Genomic DNA, 19156 nt, shown 5'->3' with positions numbered 1-19156 from the left:
GATCGGAGTATTACGCATGACCACATCTGCCAAGGCCGCTGCGCTGTCGCAGGAGGTACCCATGCAGGGCCCCTCGTATGACATTTGGGATTCCAAGTACCGCTTGAAGGACCGTCACGGCGAGGCCGTCGACGGCGACCTGAAGGCGACCTGGGAGCGAGTGGCCAAGGCCTTGGCCGCGGTCGAAGGCGACAACGCCAAGCATTGGTTGCCCAAGTTCCGTTGGGCCCTGGAGCAGGGCGCGGTGCCGGCCGGGCGGATCATGTCCAACGCCGGTGCCGAGGGCTACAAGCCCGCGGTCAGCCTGATCAACTGCACCGTGTCACGCACCATCCGCGACTCCATGCACGATATCCTCGACAGCGTCGTGGATGCCGGCATGACCCTCAAGGCCGGCTGCGGTATCGGCTATGAGTTCTCGACCCTGCGCCACAAGGGTGCCTTCGTGTTCGGCGCCGGTGCCGGCACCAACGGCCCCCTGGCGTTCATGGATATCTACGACAAGATGTGCTTCACGGTGGCCTCCGCCGGCGGCCGTCGTGGCGCCCAGATGGGCACCTTCGACGTCGGCCACCCGGATGTACGCGACTTCATCGAGGCCAAGCGCGAGGCCGGGCGCCTGCGTCAGTTCAACCTGAGTCTGTTGATCACCGACGAGTTCATGGAAGCGGTCAAGCACGACGCCGACTGGCCCCTGGCGTTCCCCCTTCACGGCGGCGAGAAGGACGACGTGAAGCAAGACGAGTTGATCTACCGCGACTGGCCGGTGATCGAGGACGGTTATACGGTGGATGGCGAGGGGCGCGTGGCCTGTCGCGTGGTGGAAGTGATCAAGGCGCGTGAGCTGTGGGATACGATCATGAGCTCCACCTACGACTACGCCGAGCCGGGTTTTATCCTGATCGACCAGGTCAATCGCATGAACAACAACTGGTTCTGCGAGGAAATCCGCGCCACCAACCCTTGTGGCGAGCAGCCGCTGCCGCCGGAAGGCGCCTGCCTGCTGGGCTCGGTCAACCTGACGCGTTTCGTGATCGAGCCCTTCGGCAACAAGCCGCGCTTCGACTGGGATCGTTACCGGGAGGTGGTGGCGATCTTCACTCGTATGCTCGATAACGTGGTCGAGATCAGTGGCTTGCCGCTGGATGGCCAGCGCAAGGAAATCGAGGCCAAGCGCCGCCACGGCATGGGGTTTCTGGGCTTGGGCTCGACCATGACCATGCTCAAGATGCCTTATGGCTCACCGGAGTCCTTGGCCTTCACCGAGCAGGTCAGCCGGGTACTGGCCGTCGAGGGCTGGAAGCAGGCCCTCGAGCTTGCCAAGGAAAAGGGCATGGCCCCGATCCTCGAGCAGGAATTCGAGCTGACGCCGAAGATGCTGCGCAGCCGTCCCGAGCTTGCCCAGGATGGCTACGAGGCCGGTGACAAGGTGCCCGGGCGCATTCTGCACGCGCGCTACAGCCGCTACATGCAGAAGGTGGCCGAGGTCGAGCCCGGGCTCGTCGCCGAGCTCGCCGAGCACGGCGCGCGCTTCACCCACCACTCGTCCATCGCGCCCACCGGCACCATCAGCCTGTCGCTTGGCAACAACGCCTCCAACGGCATCGAGCCGTCGTTCTCGCACCGTTATTTCCGCAACGTCATCCAGGCCGGCAAGAAGACCAAGGAGCAGGTCGAGGTGGTGTCCTTCGAGCTGGCGGCCTTCCGCCACTTCATGCACGCCGATGCGGTGGAGAGCGATTTGCCCGAGTACTTCATCACCGCCGACTCGGTGACACCGACCCAGCACGTCGCGGTGCAGGCCGCGGCCCAGGCCTGGGTCGACTCGGCGATCTCCAAGACCGTCAACGTGCCCACCGACTTTCCCTTCGCGGCGTTCAAGGACCTGTACCTGGATGCCTACCAGAGCCGGCTCAAGGGCTGCACCACCTTCCGCTTCAACCCCGAGGCCTTCCAGGGTGTGCTGGTGCGTGAAGATGACCTGAAGAACACCACCTACGTGTTCGAGCTGGACAACGGCGAGAGCCTCGAGCTCAAGGGCGATGAAACGGTGATCTACGACGGTGAAGAGCATAACGCCGCCAACCTGTACGACGCCTTGAAGGAGGGCACCTATGGCAAATGGTAAGCGCCTCGTGGCGTCAATCACTCAACACCTTCACCTTCGTTCAGGAGCCCTGTAATGGCCGTCGAAATCAACGCGAAAATCGTGGGCTACCGGGTCAAGAGCGCGGAGCCGGCCCCGGCCCCGGCGCCCGCTCCCGCCGCCCTGCCCGAGGAAAATCCGCTGACCATGCGCATCGCCTCGCGTCCGGAAGGCACGCTCGAGGCGGTCTCGGAGAAGATCTCCTACGTCGGCGCCGAAGGCCGCAAGAAGGTCTATCTGCTGGTGTCGTTCATGCCGGTGGAAGGGGTGCTCAATGGTCAGCGGGTGATCATCGAGCGTCCGGTGGAGTTCTTCTTCCCCTCCGGGCAGCTGTCCAGCGAGCACCAGTGGATCACCGCCACCATGCGCAGCCTGTCGCTGGCGGCGCGCGGTGGCTACGTCACCCAGGCGGTGGCCGACCTGCGCAAGGTGGCCTGGGACAAGGGCCTGGTGCGCTGCGGCATGAACCGCTGGGGCAAGCCGATGTTCCATGACTCCGAGGTCGCCGCCATCGCCTGGTCGATCCAGCAGATCCTCTATCGTCGCGGCTTCCTCGATATCGACGGCAACCAGGTCGCGGTCGAAGACCTGGTCAGCCGCTTCGCCAAGCGTCAGGCCTCGGGCCATGGCTGGTTCCCGGCCGACGTCGAGGAAGAGAGCGCCGCCGGCGGCGCCGTCGAGCCCCTGGGGGGGACGTCCTCGGCGCTCGCCTCTGGCTCAAACGGCGACAAAGACGCGGCCCAGGGCGCGGGCCCTGCTGTGGTTGGCCACTGCCCGGAGTGTCGCGGCGAGCTGATCATGATGGACGGCTGCCCGACCTGCTACGCCGGCTGCGGCTGGTCGAAGTGCGGCTGACGAAGTGCGGCTGAACAGCGCCGAACCTCGACAGCGACGACCGAACACTGGGCCCCGATGGGGCCCAGTGTCGTAGGGGCGCCATCAATAATGGCTAGCGGCGTGGCGGTAGCCCGGAGCCCCGAAAAGGCCGGGGGTCGCCGGCGTCTGAGCCGGTCAGATGATAGATCGGGCTGCCGCAAGGGCAGCACCGCTGTATGAACTGAGAAAAAAAGCGCGTGCATGCCCTTGCGGTGTAGCAGACTTCGAGGGTGGGCTCGGCGGCGGGTGTGCCAGCCCATTCAGGCGAGGGCGGCCGGGGGCTCGCTCTGCAGTGGTGGTATCGGTTAGTCGAGGGCGGCAAGGGCCGGCGGTGAAAAGATGCAGGCTCGTTACCAAGCAGAGCCCGTCTGACTTGATGGATATCATGAACCTACACTCGGTGCGTCGTTAGCATAGTCCTGCGGTACTCCATCACCTCGCCCAGGACTGCTCATGTCGCTCTCTCCGCTTGCCTCCTTGTCTGTGCCATCGCTGCCGTCGGCCGGCGCGGCCTCGCTGATCCGCCTGCCCCACCGCCTGCACCTGTCGTTGATGCGACGCCTCGGCCCGCTGCCCTTGCCGCTGCTGCGGGCGAGCCTCGAGCCGTGGCTGAATCGCACCCTGGCCGAGCCCTTGGCCGAGGGCGAGTTCGATGTGTTGGAGGGGCGCCGGGTGTGCCTGGAGATCGATGATCTGGCCCTCGCCGTCACGCTGACGCTGGACGCCGGGCGCCTGCACGCCACTCACTTGCCGTGGGAGGCCAAGGTGAAGGGCGGCTGGCGGGAATTCGTCTGCCTGGCCAATCGCGAAGAAGATCCCGACAGCCTGTTCTTCCAGCGTCGCCTGTGTCTGGAGGGCGACACGGAGCTTGGGTTGACGCTGAAGAACCTGCTCGATGGGCAGGAGATGGCGTTGCTGCACCCCCGGCTGGCCGAGGCCCTGACCGGCCTCCAGCGCTGGACCTCTGGCTCGCGCTGAGCCGATCGACGGGAGAAGGAGGCAGGCCACGGTGCCGGAGCGGCTGGCAGCGAGTTAGATACCGGCCGCCGGCGCCAGGTCCATGCCGGCTTGGCCGTGCCAGTAGCCGTTGCACAGCTCGGCGTCGACCAGACTCAGCGGTGACGGCGATGCCAGGTGGCCATGGCGGGCGCGATCGAAGGCGTCGACAATCTCGTCCATGGCCGTCGCACGGGGGCTCAGTCGCGCCGTGGTGACGCCCATCTCTGCCATGGCGCCAAGCTCGTGACGCAGATCCTGACAGGCCCCCGACAGCGTCTGGATGCCGTTCAAGGTAAACAGACGACGGCTGTCGTCCTGAGTGGCGAGCGACAGACCTTCGGGGTAGCGCTGACACACGAACTGACAGCGGTCCTTCGGGTATTGATGATGGCGCGCGGTAAAGCAGCGCGACGACCAGGCCAGCGGCAGGTGGCCGTAGGCCAGCACCTCGCACTCCAGAGCGAGTCCGGCCTGGCGCGCCGCACCGAGCAGCGTCGCTAGATCGGCGCCGGGCAACTCCACCGGTGCCACGAAGCGGGACATGCCCGAGCGCTGGAGTATTGCCAGGGTCGGTACGTTGTAGAGGTTCAGCGCCAGGCCGCCGACGAACGGCAGGCCCGCCGCCGAGAGCCGCTGCACGGCGCTCATGTCGTTGGCTTCGACCATGAAGTCGCCGTTGTCGCATAGCTTGGCAAGATCACGCAGGTCGGCGTTGGACTCGATCAGGGTCTGGGAGCCGAGGGTCACCTGCTTACCGGCGGCGGCCAGGTGGCGGCCGATCGCCAGCCAGTCGGCGAGCTTCATGTCGCGACGCCGGGAGCACACGGTCTCGCCCAGGGTCACGCCGGCCACCGGCCAGGCGGCGACGCGTTCGTAGAAGTCGAAGTACTGCTCCCGGGTCCAGTAGAAGGCTACCGGAGCGAGGCTCAAGGAAAGTGAAGGCGTGGTCATGCCGAGTCCTATTTCCAGTCGCGCTCGTAGGCGCCGAGGGTGTGGGTGGAGCCTTCGGCCAGGGGCGCTAGCGCCCGCGTCCAATCGGCCTGGGGGCGGTAGTCCTGACCGCTGGCGGCAAGGTGATCCAGCGCCTGGCGCCACACCTTGGTGACGCTCGCCACGTAGGCAGGGCTGCGCTGGCGCCCCTCGATCTTGACCGCCTTGATGCCGAGCTCGTCGAGCTCGGCCAGCAGGTCCAGGGTATTGAGGCTGGTCGGCGCCTCGATCGCGTGGCCGACCTTGCCGTCTACCTCGAAGCGGCCCTTGCACAGGGTCGGGTAGCCGGCCTGTTCATCGGGCCGGTAGCGGTCGATCAGCACACCGTTGAGGCGCGATTCGCGGCCCTGATCGGTCTCTTCCCAGCGCACATGGGCGGCGGGTGAGCACACGCCGTGGGTGTTGGGCGACTCGCCGGTGAGATAGGACGATAGATAGCAGCGTCCCTCGGCCATGATGCACAGGCTGCCGAAGGCGAATACCTCGAGCTCCACCGGCGAATGGCGGGCCAGATCGCGCACCTGATGGATCGACAACACGCGAGGCAGCACCGCCCGGCGAATGCCGAACTCGCGGTGATAGAAGCGTAGCGCCTCGTGACTGGTGGCCGAGCCCTGCACGGATAGATGGCGGGCGATATCGGGGTGGCGGTCGGCGGCGTGCGCCAACAGGCCCGGGTCGGCCAGGATCAGGGCGTCGACCTTGAGCGATGCGGCCTGGTCCACCGCGCTTTGCCACTGCACCAGTTGCTGCTGCTGGGGGTAAGTGTTGATGGCGCAAAACACCCGACAACCGCGGGATTGGGCGTACTCGATGCCTTCCCGAGCGCGCTTCTCGGTGAAGTTGAGTCCGGCGAACTGACGCGCATTGGTGGCATTCTGGAAGCCGAAATAGACCGCGTTGGCCCCTTCATCCACGGCCCGTTTCATGGCGGGCAGGCTACCCGCGGGACACACCAGTTCCATGACGAACTCCAACAGAAGGATGGCGTCATGCTAGCGCCGACACGCAGGCGGGGGCTTGATGCGTATCAGGTTCCCCGTATGGGAGCGGTATTGTGAGCCTTGATGCCCCGACTAAGGCGGCGATGCGGTGTGGGCAAGCCTGTGAACAACCTGGTGGCGGCCTGTGACGCGTCGGTGGATAGGGGGTGGATAGGCCGTGAATAGAAGGTGGATAGGAGGTGGATAGGAGGTGGACAGGAGGCTAGCGCAGGGGCGATCCGGTCCTTGGCGGTGAGGCTATTCATGCAACGGGCCCCGTGGGGGCCCGTTGGTGTTTCGGCAAGAATTACCACTGCCGGACGATCAATGCCCGCCGGAGGGGAAGTGGAACTCGGCTTGGGTGGTCTCGAAGGGTGAGGGCCAGCGCTGGGAGATCGCCTTGCGCCGGGTGTAGAAGCGCACCGCGTCGGGGCCGTAGGCGTGCAGGTCGCCGAACAGCGAGCGCTTCCAGCCGCCGAAGCTGTGGCTCGCCACCGGCACCGGCAGGGGCACGTTGATGCCGACCATGCCGACTTCGATGGCATCGGCGAAGCGCCGCGCGGCTTCACCGTCGCGGGTGAACAGGCAAGTGCCGTTGCCGTATTCGTGGGCGTTGGTCAGGGCGATAGCCTCATCGAGGCTCGCAACGCGCACCACGCACAGCACCGGGCCGAAGATCTCCTCGCGGTAGATGGTCATCTCCGGGGTCACCCGGTCGAACAGGCAGCCGCCGACGAAGAAGCCATTTTCATGGCCCGGCACCTTGAGCTCGCGCCCATCGGCGACGAGTTCGGCACCTTCCTGAACGCCCTTCTCGACGTAGCCGAGCACCTTGTCGCGGTGCTCCGCGGTGACCAGTGCGCCCATGTCCAGGCCCTTGTCGGTGCCCGGGCCGATCTTCAGTGCATCGATCTTGGGGCGCATGACCTCGATCAGACGGTCGGCCGTGTCGTCACCGACACAGACCGCCACCGAGATCGCCATGCAGCGCTCGCCGGCGCTGCCGTAGGCGGCGCCCATCAGGGTATTGGCGGCATTCTCGATGTCGGCGTCGGCCAGCACCACGGCGTGGTTCTTGGCCCCACCGAGGGCCTGGACACGCTTGCCGGCGGCGGCGCCGCGGGCATAGAGGCTCTCGGCGATGGGGGTGGAGCCGACGAACGAGATCGCCTTGACCTCGGGCGCATCGAGCAGCGCCTCGACGGTGATGCGTCCGCCCTGGACCACGCTCATGATGCCCTTGGGCAGGCCCGCTTCCTCGAGCAGTTCGGCGACCGCCAAGGCGGCGGTGGGGTCCTTTTCCGACGGCTTGAGAATGAAGGCGTTGCCGCAGGCGATCGCCATCGGGTACATCCACAGCGGCACCATGGCCGGGAAGTTGAACGGCGTGATGCCAGCCACCACGCCCAGCGGCTGGAAGTTGGACCAGGCGTCGATGGCGGGGCCGGCGTTGTGAGAGTACTCGCCCTTGAGCAGCTCCGGCACGCCGCAGGCGTACTCGACGTTCTCGATGCCGCGCCTAAGCTCGCCCATGGCGTCTTCGACGGTCTTGCCGTGCTCTTCGCTGATCAGCTGGACCAGGCGCTCGGCGTCGCGCTCGAGCAGCGCCTTGAAGCGGTACATCACCTGGGCGCGCTTGGCCGGCGGCGTATCACGCCAGGCCGGGAAGGCGGCCTGGCCGGCCTCGATGGCGGCCTTGACGGTCGCGGCACTGCCGTCGGCCAGGGTACGAATGGTCTTGCCGGTGGCGGGGTTCGAGATCTCGAGACGACCGTCGCCGGCCAGGTGCTCGCCGTTGATCCAGTGGCTTACGTGCTGCATTAGGGAATCCTCCAGAAGAATCTTGGGGCCGCCGCGGCGGCCACATGACGAAGTGGTATGCCTGTGGCGAGTCTACGCGACTGAGCGCGTCATCGGCCGGGTGCTGCGCGCTTGTGGATAACCCTGTGGATGGCCGGTATAAGAACTGTCGACAGGCTGTCGAAAAACGGTGGAAAACGCCCCGAGGGGGCGTTTTCCGTGGCTCTCAGGTGAGCCCGTCCAGGGTCGTGGCGACGGCGTCGAACAGCCGTTCGAGCTCTTCCTCGGTGGTGCCGAAGGGCGGGCCGAACTGCAGGGTATCGCCGCCGAAGCGCACGTAGAAGCCGGCTTCCCACAGGGCCAGGTGGGCATCGCGTGGGCGGATCGACGGATCGCCATCGCGGGGGGCGAGCTGAATGGCACCGGCCAGGCCGAAGTTGCGAATGTCCACCACATGGGCATGGCTCTTGAGCGCGTGCAGCTTGGTCTCGAAGGCCGGGGAAATGCCCCGCACCTGGGCCGGGAAGTCCTCGCGCTCGAACATCTCGAGGGCGGCGAGTCCCGCCGCGCAGGCCACCGGGTGGCCGCTGTAGGTGTAGCCGTGGGGGAACTCGATCGCATGCTCGGGGCCGCCGCCGTGCATGAAGGTGTCGAAGACGTCGCCTGAGGCGATGACCGCGCCGAGGGGTACCGCGCCATTGGTGATCTGCTTGGCCACGGTCATGATGTCCGGCGTCACGCCGAAGGCCTCGGCGCCGGTACGGGCACCGCTGCGGCCGAAGGCGGTGATGACCTCATCGAAGATCAGCAGGATATCGTGGGCATCGCAGATCGCCCGCAGGCGATCGAGGTAGCCCTTGGGCGGCACGATGACCCCGGCGGAGCCGGACATCGGCTCGACGATGACCGCGGCGATGGTCGAGGCGTCGTGCACGGCGATCTGCTCGAGCAGGGCGTCGGCGAGCTCGGCCCCGGTCTCGGCCTGGCCGCGGGTGAAGGCCAGGCTCGGCTGCAGGGTGTGGGGCAGGTGGCTCGAATCGAGCAGTTGACCGTAGTGCTTGCGGTTGCCGCCGATGCCCCCGAGGCTGGTGCCGCCGATGTTGACCCCGTGGTAGCCCTTGGCGCGGCCGATCAGGCGAGTCTTCTCCGGGCGGCCCTTGAGCCGCCAGTAGGCCTTGGCCATCTTCAGCGCGGTATCGGCGGCTTCCGACCCCGAGTCGGTGAAAAAGACGTGATCGAGCCCCTTGGGCGTGATGCCGGCAACCTTCTCGGCCAGCTGGAAGGCCAGTGGGTGGGAGACCTGAAAGCTCGGCGCGTAGTCCAGGCTGCCGAGCTGACGCGAGACGGCGTCGCGGATTTCCTCGCGATTATGACCCGCGCCGCAGGTCCACAGCCCCGACAGCGAGTCGAACAGGCGGCGCCCCTTGTCGTCGATGAAGTAGCGACCGTCGGCGCGCTCGATCATTCGCGGATTGGCGTGGAAATCGCGGTTGCCGGTAAACGGCATCCAGAAGTGGTGGTTGAGCGCGCCGCTGGCCTGGCCCTGGGGGCGGGCATCGGTACTTGCGGCGGAGTGGGGCGCGTCGAAGGCCAGCATGGCGAGTCTCCCTCTGGTGGGTTGAGTGGGCAGTCGCTGCCTGGACTGAGCATGGTCTCGCTTTAGGGTTGGTAAAATTAAACTTTGTTGTCGTTCACGTGAGGAAAACCGAACGTGATTAGGCGGTGTGGGAGGTCCGCTGCGGGAGCGCCGCTGTGTGGGGGCCGCTGTGAGAGATCCGCTGCGGGAGGGCCGCTGGCCGACGTTGCCGGGGAATCCTTGACCAATTCGTTCCTGGAGGCTAATTGTTATATTTATTCGAATAAATAGCCGAGGCGATCCGTGTCGACACCCTTCCCCCAGCGACGGCAGAAGCTTGCAGATCTGATCTGCGAGGACATCAAGCAGAAGATCGTGATGGAAAACCTGTCACCGGGAGATCGCCTGCCGAACGAGAAGGCACTGATGGAGCGCTACGAATGCGCCAAGGGAACGATTCGCGAGGCGTTGCGTGTTCTCGAGGTAGAAGGGCTGGTGATCTTGAAAACAGGCCCGGGAGGCGGCGCGATCATCCGGGAGGTGACGATCGATCCGGCCTGTCGTGCGCTGCGCAACTTTCTGCACTTTCAGCACGTGGATGGCAGCCAGGTCTATCAGCTACGACGCCTGGTCGAGGTCGAAGTCGCGGTGACGGCCATGGACTACTTGGACGAAGGCGGGCGTGCCAGGCTCAAGGACAACATCGCCCAGTGCCAACGGCCTCATGACGACGAGTTGAGCCAGCGTCAGCACCGCATGCTCGAGCTGGAATTCCACAACCTCTTGGCCGAGTACTGCCCGAATCCGCTGCTGCGCTTCATGAGCACCTTCCTCAACGACCTGCTTCGCGATCTGGTCGTGATCAAGAAGGCCTACAAGCCGGAACGTCACGCCTTCGATGAAGCCAATATCCGCTACCACATCGCCTTGATGGATGCCTTCGAGGCCGGCGATCGGGAGGCGGTGCGGCACCTGATGTTCGAGCACATGTGTGATGCCGAGCACCATATGTCGGCGCTGGAAGGGGAAATGACCGACCAGTTTCTGGTATCGCCGGACTCGCTCAAGGAGGCCGGTATCTGAGACGGGACCCAAGGCCAGCGAGAGGAGTTCCGTCGACGTCAGCAAGGCCCATAACAACAACATCGTGTCATCACGCCAGCGCAAACCCACCCGACGCCAATGAAGGGTGCACCACTCGTGAAAGAGGAATAACAATGACTGCGCGTAGCAAGACTCCCCTTATGCTCTCTGCTCTGACCCTCGGCCTGCTGGCCCAACCGGCGCTGGCCCAGGACCAGGAGCCACTGACCTTCTATGGCGTGAAATCGCTGTCCGGTGCCTTCGCCAGCTACGGCAAGTACGCCGAAATGGGCTCCGAGCTTGCCGTCGAGGAAATGCGGGAAAGCCTCGGCCGCGATATCGACTACGTCAGCCTCGACACCGAGGGCAATGCCGGTCGCGCCATTCGCAAGGTGCAAGAGGCGATCAACCAGGACGGTGCGCGGCTGTTCAACGGTGCCACCCTGTCCTCGACCGCGTTGGCGGTGGGCAAGGAGGTGGCCGGTGCCGAAGGGGTGTTCATGACTCCGGCGGGGGCCGATGAGCTGACCGGCAGCGAGTGCAACGCCTCCACCTTCCGCTGGTCGGTGCCGACCTACGGGGCCATCCGCGAGACCCTGGTGCCGCTGATCGAAGCGCTGCCCGACGCCAAGCGCTGGTACACGATTACGCCGGAGTACGTCTTCGGTGAAGCCCTTCTCGACAATGCCAAGGCGGTGTTCGACGAGGCCGGCGTCGAGCACGTGGGCAACAGCTATCACTCCCTGCAGGAGCAGGAGTTCTCTGGCTATCTGACCAACGCGATGTCCGCCTCACCAGACGTGCTGGTGTTGCTGAACTTCGGTTCTCAGTCGTCCAACGCCCTGCGCCAGGCGCGCAACTTCGGCCTCAACGAACAGATGGATATCGTCATGGTGTGGTCGGCCGGCCTCGACCAGTTCCAGGAGCTGGGACCGGCCAACGTCGATGGCATCTATTTTGGCGCCCAGTACTGGCACGAGGTCGATACGCCGTTCAACCAGCACCTGGTCGAGCAGGTGCGCAATGCCTATGACATCACCCCGACCTATCCGCTGGCGGCGGACTACACGATGACCCGGATCATGCTCGAGGTCGCCGATGCGTCTGGCGTCAGCGAGGGCCCTGCGCTGATCGACGCCCTCGAGGGCTACACCTATCAGGGGCCCACCGGGGAAGAGACCATTCGTGCCTCCGACCATCAGGTGATCAAGGACTACTACCTGTTGCTGGGCAAGGGCGAGTCCGCCATGGACAACGCCGACGACTACGCCGACGTGATCAGCGCCGGACAGTCCTTCGTCGCCCCCGACGACTCGCCCTGCCAGCTGTAAGGCGGCTACCGCGTCACTAGGCCGGGGGTGCCAACCCCCGGCGTAACAGGAGTCGGGACCATGCTAAACGTCTATCTGTTCCAGGTCCTCAATGGCCTGGGACTCGGGATGATCTATTTCCTGATATCGGTGGGTCTGACGCTGATCTTCGGGTTGTTGAACTTCGTCAACTTCGCCCACGGGGCCTTCTTTCTCGTGGGCTCGTACCTCTGCTACACCCTGGTCACGCTGACCGGCAATTTCTGGCTGGCGCTGATCGCCGGCCCTCTGCTGGTGGCTCTGCTGGCCTGGGCGCTGGAGCGCAGCCTGATCCGGCGCATCTACCATCTGCCCCATACCTTTCAGATTCTGGTCACCCTGGGGATCGCGCTGATCATCCAGGAGCTGTCGATCATGATCTGGGGGCCGGTGGGCAAGAGCATTCCCACGCCGGAGCTGCTGCAGGGCGTGGTACGTGTCGGCAACTTCGCCTACCCCTACTATCGGCTGTTTCTGATCGGTTTCAGTGCCCTGGTCGCGGTGGTGCTGTGGCTGCTGCTCGAGCGCACCCGCTTCGGTGCTCTGGTGCGAGCGGGCAGCGAGTCCACCGAAATGGTGTCGCTGCTTGGCTCCAACATCTTTCGCCTGTTTTCCATCACTTTCGCCCTGGGGGTCGGGCTCGCCGGCCTGGCCGGCGTGCTGTCGGCCCCCTTGCGCGGTGCCCATCCGTTCATCGGCCCGGAGGTGCTCGGGCTGGCCTTCGTGGTGGTGGTGATCGGTGGCATGGGGTCCTTCGGTGGCGCCTTGGTGGCGGGGCTGATCGTAGGGGTAGTGCAGAGCTTGATGGCCACGCTGTGGCCGCAAGGCGCGAGTCTGATGATCTATGCCGCGATGGCGGTGGTCATTCTGCTGCGTCCTCATGGACTCTTCGGGAGAGCGTGATATGACGACCAAGACCCTAGCTGCATCGCGTTCTACTCCCCGGGGCGGGCGTCTGAAAGGGCGCCTCGGTGCCGGGACGACCCTGGCCATGCTGGCGGTGATGGTGGTACTGCCGTCGGCGACTCTGGCGACCGAGATCCTCATCTTTGCCATGGCGGCCCTGGCCTGCAATCTGCTGCTCGGCTATACGGGGCTCTTGTCCTTCGGCCAGGCGATCTTCTTCGGCGCCGGCGCCTACTGCAGCGCCTTGGCCATGATCCATCTCGATGCCGGCCTGATCACGGCCCTGGTCATCGCCGTGGTAGTGGGGGCGGGGCTGGCCTTCGCCGTCGGCATGTTGTGCATCCGTCGCAAGGGTATCTACTTCGTGATGCTGACGCTGGCCTTGACCCAGATGGCGTATTTTCTCGCCTATACCCTGAGCGACTGGACCGGGGGCGACAACGGCTTGCTCGATGTGCCACGCCCGCCGCTGGCCGTGGGTGACACCACCTTGCTGAGCTTCGCCTCACCGTTGGCCTTCTACGCGTTGGTCGCGACGCTGTTCGCCGTCATCTACGTGGTGGCGCGGCGGATTACCGATTCGCCCTTCGGCAGCACCCTGCTCGCCATTCGCGAAAACGAGCAGCGCGCCTCGGCGCTCGGCTACGACACTCGGCTGTTCAAGATCGTGGTGTTCGTGCTGTCCGGCGGCATCACGGCGTTGGCAGGGGCCCTGTACGGCATGCTCCTGAACTTCGTGCCACTGTCGAATATCGAGCTGCTGATGTCCGAACAGATCCTGATCATGACCATCATCGGCGGCACCGGATCGTTGTTCGGTTCGTTGCTGGGCGCCGGCACCATCGTTCTGCTCGGGGACCTGCTGTCGTCGATCTGGCCGCGCTGGATGCTGTTGCTGGGCGTTGCGCTTATCGCGGTGGTGATCTTCATGCGTGGCGGCCTGTGGGGCGGGTTGAACAGCCTGTTGTCACGCCGGCGTGACGGCGACGCCACGAAAGCCCCCCAGCACCCTTCGCAGGAGCGCGGCGATGAGCACTGACATCTTGCTTCAGACCCAGGGCTTAGCGCTGGCCTATGGCGCCTTTCGTGCGGTCGATGGGGTCGACCTGAGCATTCGCCGGGGCGCCATTCACACCGTCATCGGTCCTAACGGGGCCGGCAAGACCAGTCTCTTCCACTGTCTGACCGGGGAGCGCCGGCCGAGCGCCGGTCGCATCCTGCTGGCGGACAGGGACATCACCCAGCAGCCGGCCCATGGTCGGGTCAAGCTCGGCATGGCCCGCTCCTTCCAGGTCACGAGCCTGTTTCAGGAGCTCAGCGTGCGCGAAAACCTGCGTCTGGCGGCCCAGGGCTGCGATGGCTGGCGGGCGCTCAACTTCTGGCAGCGCCTGAACAAGCGTCGTGAGCATCTGGATCGCGCCGACGAGATCCTCGAGCGCTTGGGCCTTTCCTCCCGGGCGGAGGTGGACGCGGGCGAACTGTCCCACGGTCAGCAGCGCATCCTCGAGGTCGGCATGGCCATCTGCCCGCGGCCCAGGCTCTTGCTGCTCGATGAACCGACCTCGGGCATGGGCATCGACGATATCCCCAGCATGACCTCGTTGATTGGTGAGCTGGGCAAGGATCACAGCATCCTGCTCATCGAACACAACATGAGCATCGTGATGTCGATCAGCGACACCATCACGGTGATGAACCGCGGCCAGATTCTGGTGGAGGGGGAGCCCGACGTGGTGCGCAACGACGCCCGAGTAAGGGACGCATATCTGGGGGAGGCCGCCTGATGCTCGACGTGAACAATATCCACAGCTACTACGGCAAGAGTCACGTGCTTGAAGGCGTGTCGCTCCGCGTCGGGGAAGGCGAGCTCGTCACGCTGCTGGGCCGCAACGGCGCCGGCAAGACCACCACGCTCAAGAGCATCATGGGGCTGGTCGACACCCGGGCCGGCAGCATCAGCCTGAATGGCGCACCACTGCTCGGGCAGGAGAGCTTTCGTATCGCCCGCCAGGGCGTGGCGCTGGTGCCGGAGCATCGCGGCATCTTCAGCATCCTGAGCGTCGAGGAGAACCTGCGCATTGCGGTCCGCGCGGGTAGCCGGTGGCAGATGGAGGATGTCTATCGCTGGTTTCCGCGGCTCAAGGAGCGGCGGCGCAATCGCGGCAACGCCCTGTCCGGCGGCGAGCAGCAGATGCTGGCCATCGCTCGGGCGCTGCTGAATGACCCTCGGGTGCTACTGCTAGATGAGCCCACCGAGGGGCTGGCGCCGGTCATCGTCGATGAGATCGTCAAGATCCTCGCGGCGATCCGTGGCGAGGGGCTGGCGGTGTTGCTGGTCGAGCAGAACCTGCGCGTCTGCGAGGCGGTGGCCGATCGCCACTACATCCTCGAGCAGGGTCAGATCGTCTATACCGGCAGCGCCGACGCCTTCCGTGAGGATCCGACCATCCGCGATCGCTATCTGGCGCTGAGCGCCTGAGGCAGCGCCGACATCGCTAGCGTCACCGACAAGGATATTTCGCCATGAACCACCCGATTGTACCCCCGGCCTCCACCGCGACGCCCCCGACCACCGACAGGGAGCGCCTGTGGCAGGCGCTGATGGAACTCGCCCGGTTGGGCGCGACCCCCAAGGGTGGCGTCAATCGCCAGGCCATGACCGATCTCGACCGCCAGGCGCGGGATCTCTTTATCGCATGGTGCCGCGCCGAAGGCTGCCAGATTCGTATCGACGCCATCGGCAACATCTTCGCCCGCCGCCCGGGCAGCGACGCGAGCCTGCCTGTGGTGATGACCGGCAGCCATATTGATACCCAGCCGACCGGGGGCAAGTACGATGGCTGCTTCGGCGTGCTGGCTGGGCTCGAGGTGATCCGTACCTTGAATCAGCACGCTATCGTCACCCGGGCCCCCATCGAGGTGGTGGCCTGGACCAACGAGGAGGGCTGTCGCTTCCCACCGTGCATGATGGGGTCCGGCGTCTATGCCGGGCAGCTAGGCCTTGACGACATGCTGGCACGCTGCGACGACACCGGTGTGAGCGTCGGGGAGGCGCTGGATGCCATCGGCTATCGCGGCTCCGACAGCGTCGTTCCGGGTGACGTGAAGGCCTACTTCGAGGCGCACATCGAACAGGGGCCGCTGCTGGAGGACACCGATACCACTCTCGGCGTGGTGATCGGTGCCCTCGGCCAGAAGTGGTTCGACCTGACCCTGACTGGCGTCGAGGCCCACGCCGGGCCGACGCCCATGCACTTGCGCAAGGATGCCCTGGTCGGTGCCGGCGAAATCGCCGTGGCCGTGAACCGGATGGCCACCGATGCGGCTCCCCATGGCCGTGGCACCGTCGGCGTGATGACCCTGCACCCGGGCTCGCGCAACGTGATTCCCGGCCAGGTACAGATGACCATCGATCTGCGCCACCTCGAGCCCGAGGCGTTGGACGCCATGGTGGAAGGGCTACGTCGGGCGATCGATGAGACCTGTGCGCGGCATGGGCTCGGCGCAGCGCTCGAAGCGACGGCAGACTTTCCGCCGGAAGCCTTCGACGAGGCTTGTGTTCAAGCGGTGAGAGCGGGGGCTGAAGCATTGGGGCTTTCGCATATGGATATCGTCAGCGGCGCTGGTCACGACGCCATCTTTGTCAATCGTGTGGCGCCGGCGGCGATGATCTTTGTGCCCTGTGAGGGCGGAATCAGTCATAACGAAATCGAGTACGCGACGCCCGATGACCTGCACGCGGGGTGCAATGTGCTGCTGCGCGCGATACTCCAGTCCGCCGAGGTCGAGCGTAGCGGCGATCACCGCAAGGAGCCGGCATGAAGACGGTCGACAACACGGCGCCGAGTTCCTGCGCGGTGGCCGAACTCGCCGAGCTGGGGGCGTGCCAGGCACTCGAGGCGTATCGCCAGCGCCGTCTTTCGCCGAGCCAGGTGATCGAGGATTGCCTGGAGCGCATCGCGCGTGATAATCCGCGGGTCAATGCGTTTTCCCATGTTGGCGCAGATGAGGTCTTGGAGGCCGCCGAGGCATCCACCCGGCGCTGGCGAGCGGGGGCCCCCAAGGGCCCGCTGGATGGCGTGCCGGTCACCATCAAGGACCTGACCCTGACACGAGGCATGCCGACCCGCCTGGGGTCGCGCACCACCGACCCCAATGCGAGCGCCGAGGTGGATGCGCCGATCAGTCAGTGGCTTCGCGATGCCGGGGCCATCGTTGTCGGCAAGACCCTGTCGCCCGAGTTTGGGTGGAAGGGCGTGACCGACAACCCACTGCACGGTATCGCCCGCAATCCCTGGGACACCGAGCTGACCCCCGGCGGTTCGTCGGGCGGTGCCGGCGCGGCGGCGGCATTGAACCTCGGCATGCTGCACCAGGGCAGCGATGCCGGGGGGTCGATCCGCATTCCCTGCAGTTTCACCGGAACCTTCGGCATCAAGCCGACCTTCGGTTGGGTCCCGCAGTGGCCGGCGAGTGCCATGAGCACGTTGTCTCATCTGGGCCCGATGACCCGTAGCGTCGAAGACAGTGCGCTGATGATGAGCGTACTGGCCCAACCTGATGGCCGCGACGGCTACCTGGGGGCGCCCTGTCGGCTCGATTGGCGCGCGCCGGCGCCGGCGAATCTCGAAGGCTGGCGAATCGCCGTGAGTCTGGACCTGGGCTACGTGGAGGTTGCCCCCGACATCCGCGCCCGCGTGGTGGAGGCCGCAGCACAGCTGGAGGCCCTTGGCGCCCGTATCGACTGGGTGGACCCCGGGTTCAGCGATCCGCTGGAGACGTTCAACACGCTGTGGTTTGCCGGGGCGTCCCAGGTGGTGGAGGGACTCGATGAAGAACAGCAGGCCGCGCTGGATCCCGGCTTTCTGGATATCGCCAGGCGTGGGGCGGAGGTCTCGCTCAGTGCGTACCTGGCGGCCAGGCGTCATCGTGCCGAGCTGACCGCGTCCATGGCCGAGTTTCATCGGCGCTACGACCTGTTGATCACCCCGACGCTGCCGATCGGTCCCTTCGCCGTCGGCCACAACGTGCCGCCTGGCGGGCCTTATCGTGAGTGGATGGAATGGACACCGTTCAGCTACCCCTTCAACCTCACTCAACAGCCGGCGGCTTCGCTGCCGTGCGGCTTGGATGACAGAGGGTTACCGGTGGGCCTGCACCTGGTAGGGCCAAAATTTCGCGACGACAAGGTGATGCAGGCGGCCCAGCTGCTGCAAGCGCGGCTGCCGCGACTGACGCCGCCGGCGATGACCTAGCCGTTGGCCGCCTTTCGCTGTATTGCCAGCAGGGCATCGCCTTGCTGATCTCACTGTCTATGGTTCGGTGCATGGTGGCCACAACGCCGTGTCGCGAATCGGCGCATGCGGTGGGCGATGGCGGGTGACGTCGGCGCATCCATAGCGGTCGACGGCGCGTATACCCTGGGCAATACGAGGTTGTCGATGCCGCCAAACGGGGAGCCGTCATGCGCTTGGTCCTGGGACTGCTGGTCGTGTTGTTTACGCTGGGTGGCTGCGCTAGCCACCTCGATGCGCCTTCCCGACAGGCGTCGCCCGGTTGGCCGGATGACGCCGATTTCGTCCTGCGGGAAGACCTGCGCTACTCACCGGATGACTGGCCCGAGTCGCTACGGGCCGATGTCTATCTGCCCGATACGCCGGGGCTTCGGCCTGCGGCGCTGGTGGTTCACGGCGGTGGTTGGGAGGGGCGCAGTCGGACCGACATGGCCGCGGTCGCCGAGCGCCTGGCGAGTCATGGCTTCGTCGCCATCAATGTCGACTACCGCTTCGCACCGGAGTACCGCTTCCCGGCTCGCATTCAGGACCTGCAGCAGGCGATGCACTGGATCCATCGCCATGCCGAGCCGTGGCGCATCGATACCTCGCGCATCGCCGGGGTGGGGTACTCCTCGGGCGCCCACTCGGTCAGCCTGCTGGCGCTGATCGCCGGGCAAGGCGAGGAATTGGATCGCCCCTATGGTGGCGACGATACGCGTCTGGCGGCGGTCGTTGCCGGCGGCACGCCCACCGACCTGATGAAGTTCGACGATGGCCGGTTGGTGAAGCAACTGCTGGGCGGCACCCGGGCCCAGGTGCCCGATCGGTACCGGCTGGCGTCGCCGGTGAATCACGTCCATCCCGGGGCCCCGCCGTTCTTCCTGTTTCATGGTGGCTGGGACTCGCTGGTGCCGCTGGATCACGCCGAAGACTTCTATGCCGAGCTCAAGGCGCAAGGCGTCGACAGCGAGCTCTATGTGCAGCGCTTGCGTGGCCATATTACGGCGTTTCTGACCCGCGCAGGGGCCATGGACGCCGCTACCGACTTCCTCGAGCGCCAATTGGCGCCTCGCATTACGGCGCCTTGACCCGCCTCGTATTACGGCGCCTTGACCCGCCTCATATCACGGCGCCTTGACTCGCCTCGTCGGCCTTTCGGCGCCGTCGGTGGC

Annotated in this window: 16 protein-coding genes; 12 read left to right on the top strand and 4 right to left on the bottom strand. The window is 65.6% G+C overall.

Features of this window, described 5'->3' with window-relative positions:
* Nucleotides 1–16: 16 nt before the first annotated feature.
* From ACUN9Y_RS14895 to ubiT, 3 genes are all read left to right on the top strand, one after another.
* Nucleotides 17–2128, top strand: coding sequence for an adenosylcobalamin-dependent ribonucleoside-diphosphate reductase (locus ACUN9Y_RS14895; RefSeq protein WP_445461504.1), 2112 nt, complete (start codon nucleotides 17–19; stop codon nucleotides 2126–2128).
* Between the two features lie 54 nt (nucleotides 2129–2182).
* The gene (locus ACUN9Y_RS14890; RefSeq protein WP_445461503.1) at nucleotides 2183–3001 is read left to right on the top strand and encodes a ribonucleoside-diphosphate reductase; all 819 of its coding nucleotides are present in this window, start codon (nucleotides 2183–2185) and stop codon (nucleotides 2999–3001) included.
* Between the two features lie 474 nt (nucleotides 3002–3475).
* Entirely contained in the window at nucleotides 3476–4000 is a 525-nt protein-coding gene (gene ubiT / locus ACUN9Y_RS14885) for a ubiquinone anaerobic biosynthesis accessory factor UbiT (protein ID WP_445461502.1), read from the top strand.
* Between the two features lie 54 nt (nucleotides 4001–4054).
* On the opposite strand, the gene ACUN9Y_RS14880 is transcribed toward ubiT, so the two are convergent.
* From ACUN9Y_RS14880 to ACUN9Y_RS14865, 4 genes are all read right to left on the bottom strand, one after another.
* Nucleotides 4055–4972 carry a U32 family peptidase gene (locus ACUN9Y_RS14880; protein ID WP_445461501.1) on the bottom strand — a complete coding sequence of 306 codons (918 nt, stop codon included), beginning with the start codon at nucleotides 4970–4972 and terminating at the stop codon, nucleotides 4055–4057.
* Between the two features lie 8 nt (nucleotides 4973–4980).
* Entirely contained in the window at nucleotides 4981–5976 is a 996-nt protein-coding gene (ubiU, locus tag ACUN9Y_RS14875; protein ID WP_445461500.1) for a ubiquinone anaerobic biosynthesis protein UbiU, read from the bottom strand.
* A gap of 342 nt (nucleotides 5977–6318) precedes the next feature.
* On the bottom strand, nucleotides 6319–7815 hold the full coding sequence (locus tag ACUN9Y_RS14870) for a CoA-acylating methylmalonate-semialdehyde dehydrogenase (RefSeq protein ID WP_445461499.1): 1497 nt from the start codon (nucleotides 7813–7815) through the stop codon (nucleotides 6319–6321).
* A gap of 205 nt (nucleotides 7816–8020) precedes the next feature.
* Nucleotides 8021–9301, bottom strand: coding sequence for an aminotransferase class III-fold pyridoxal phosphate-dependent enzyme (locus tag ACUN9Y_RS14865; RefSeq protein WP_445461591.1), 1281 nt, complete (start codon nucleotides 9299–9301; stop codon nucleotides 8021–8023).
* A gap of 372 nt (nucleotides 9302–9673) precedes the next feature.
* Between ACUN9Y_RS14865 and ACUN9Y_RS14860 the strand changes: the two genes are divergently transcribed.
* The 9 genes from ACUN9Y_RS14860 (at nucleotide 9674) to ACUN9Y_RS14820 (ending at nucleotide 19072) form a co-directional block, all read left to right on the top strand.
* Nucleotides 9674–10453, top strand: a complete 780-nt coding sequence (locus tag ACUN9Y_RS14860; protein WP_445461498.1) for a FadR/GntR family transcriptional regulator — start codon at nucleotides 9674–9676, stop codon at nucleotides 10451–10453.
* A 161-nt stretch (nucleotides 10454–10614) separates the two neighbouring features.
* Entirely contained in the window at nucleotides 10615–11784 is a 1170-nt protein-coding gene (locus ACUN9Y_RS14855) for an ABC transporter substrate-binding protein (RefSeq protein ID WP_445461497.1), read from the top strand.
* Nucleotides 11785–11844: 60 nt separating this feature from the next.
* Nucleotides 11845–12705 (top strand): branched-chain amino acid ABC transporter permease, encoded by an 861-nt coding sequence (locus ACUN9Y_RS14850; RefSeq protein ID WP_445461496.1) that lies wholly within the window; start codon nucleotides 11845–11847, stop codon nucleotides 12703–12705.
* A gap of 1 nt (nucleotide 12706) precedes the next feature.
* The gene (locus ACUN9Y_RS14845; protein WP_445461495.1) at nucleotides 12707–13747 is read left to right on the top strand and encodes a branched-chain amino acid ABC transporter permease; all 1041 of its coding nucleotides are present in this window, start codon (nucleotides 12707–12709) and stop codon (nucleotides 13745–13747) included.
* Nucleotides 13737–14492, top strand: a complete 756-nt coding sequence (locus ACUN9Y_RS14840) for an ABC transporter ATP-binding protein (RefSeq protein WP_445461494.1) — start codon at nucleotides 13737–13739, stop codon at nucleotides 14490–14492. Before ACUN9Y_RS14845 ends, ACUN9Y_RS14840 begins: the two co-directional genes overlap by 11 nt.
* A complete protein-coding gene (locus ACUN9Y_RS14835) occupies nucleotides 14492–15187 on the top strand; it encodes an ABC transporter ATP-binding protein (RefSeq protein ID WP_445461493.1) in 696 nt (231 codons plus the stop codon). The genes ACUN9Y_RS14840 and ACUN9Y_RS14835 overlap by 1 nt, the downstream gene beginning before the upstream one ends.
* A 44-nt stretch (nucleotides 15188–15231) precedes the next feature.
* Nucleotides 15232–16530, top strand: coding sequence for a Zn-dependent hydrolase (locus ACUN9Y_RS14830; RefSeq protein WP_445461492.1), 1299 nt, complete (start codon nucleotides 15232–15234; stop codon nucleotides 16528–16530).
* Complete coding sequence (locus ACUN9Y_RS14825; protein WP_445461491.1) at nucleotides 16527–17963, top strand: amidase; 1437 nt, start codon at nucleotides 16527–16529, stop codon at nucleotides 17961–17963. The genes ACUN9Y_RS14830 and ACUN9Y_RS14825 overlap by 4 nt, the downstream gene beginning before the upstream one ends.
* A gap of 209 nt (nucleotides 17964–18172) precedes the next feature.
* Complete coding sequence (locus tag ACUN9Y_RS14820; protein ID WP_445461490.1) at nucleotides 18173–19072, top strand: alpha/beta hydrolase fold domain-containing protein; 900 nt, start codon at nucleotides 18173–18175, stop codon at nucleotides 19070–19072.
* Nucleotides 19073–19156: the final 84 nt, after the last annotated feature.

It is taken from the genome of Halomonas sp. V046 (assembly GCF_052645355.1).
This window is presented reverse-complemented; position numbering and strand designations above follow the sequence as displayed.

Bases quoted from the DNA above. Each gene is read 5' to 3' on its own strand.
- ACUN9Y_RS14895 (WP_445461504.1), top strand. From the start codon at position 17: ATGACCACATCTGCCAAGGCCGCTGCGCTGTCGCAGGAGGTACCCATG.
- ACUN9Y_RS14890 (WP_445461503.1), top strand. From the start codon at position 2,183: ATGGCCGTCGAAATCAACGCGAAAATCGTGGGCTACCGGGTCAAGAGC.
- ubiT (WP_445461502.1), top strand. From the start codon at position 3,476: ATGTCGCTCTCTCCGCTTGCCTCCTTGTCTGTGCCATCGCTGCCGTCG.
- ACUN9Y_RS14880 (WP_445461501.1), bottom strand. From the start codon at position 4,972: ATGACCACGCCTTCACTTTCCTTGAGCCTCGCTCCGGTAGCCTTCTAC.
- ubiU (WP_445461500.1), bottom strand. From the start codon at position 5,976: ATGGAACTGGTGTGTCCCGCGGGTAGCCTGCCCGCCATGAAACGGGCC.
- ACUN9Y_RS14870 (WP_445461499.1), bottom strand. From the start codon at position 7,815: ATGCAGCACGTAAGCCACTGGATCAACGGCGAGCACCTGGCCGGCGAC.
- ACUN9Y_RS14865 (WP_445461591.1), bottom strand. From the start codon at position 9,301: ATGCCGTTTACCGGCAACCGCGATTTCCACGCCAATCCGCGAATGATC.
- ACUN9Y_RS14855 (WP_445461497.1), top strand. From the start codon at position 10,615: ATGCTCTCTGCTCTGACCCTCGGCCTGCTGGCCCAACCGGCGCTGGCC.
- ACUN9Y_RS14850 (WP_445461496.1), top strand. From the start codon at position 11,845: ATGCTAAACGTCTATCTGTTCCAGGTCCTCAATGGCCTGGGACTCGGG.
- ACUN9Y_RS14845 (WP_445461495.1), top strand. From the start codon at position 12,707: ATGACGACCAAGACCCTAGCTGCATCGCGTTCTACTCCCCGGGGCGGG.
- ACUN9Y_RS14840 (WP_445461494.1), top strand. From the start codon at position 13,737: ATGAGCACTGACATCTTGCTTCAGACCCAGGGCTTAGCGCTGGCCTAT.
- ACUN9Y_RS14835 (WP_445461493.1), top strand. From the start codon at position 14,492: ATGCTCGACGTGAACAATATCCACAGCTACTACGGCAAGAGTCACGTG.
- ACUN9Y_RS14830 (WP_445461492.1), top strand. From the start codon at position 15,232: ATGAACCACCCGATTGTACCCCCGGCCTCCACCGCGACGCCCCCGACC.
- ACUN9Y_RS14825 (WP_445461491.1), top strand. From the start codon at position 16,527: ATGAAGACGGTCGACAACACGGCGCCGAGTTCCTGCGCGGTGGCCGAA.
- ACUN9Y_RS14820 (WP_445461490.1), top strand. From the start codon at position 18,173: ATGCGCTTGGTCCTGGGACTGCTGGTCGTGTTGTTTACGCTGGGTGGC.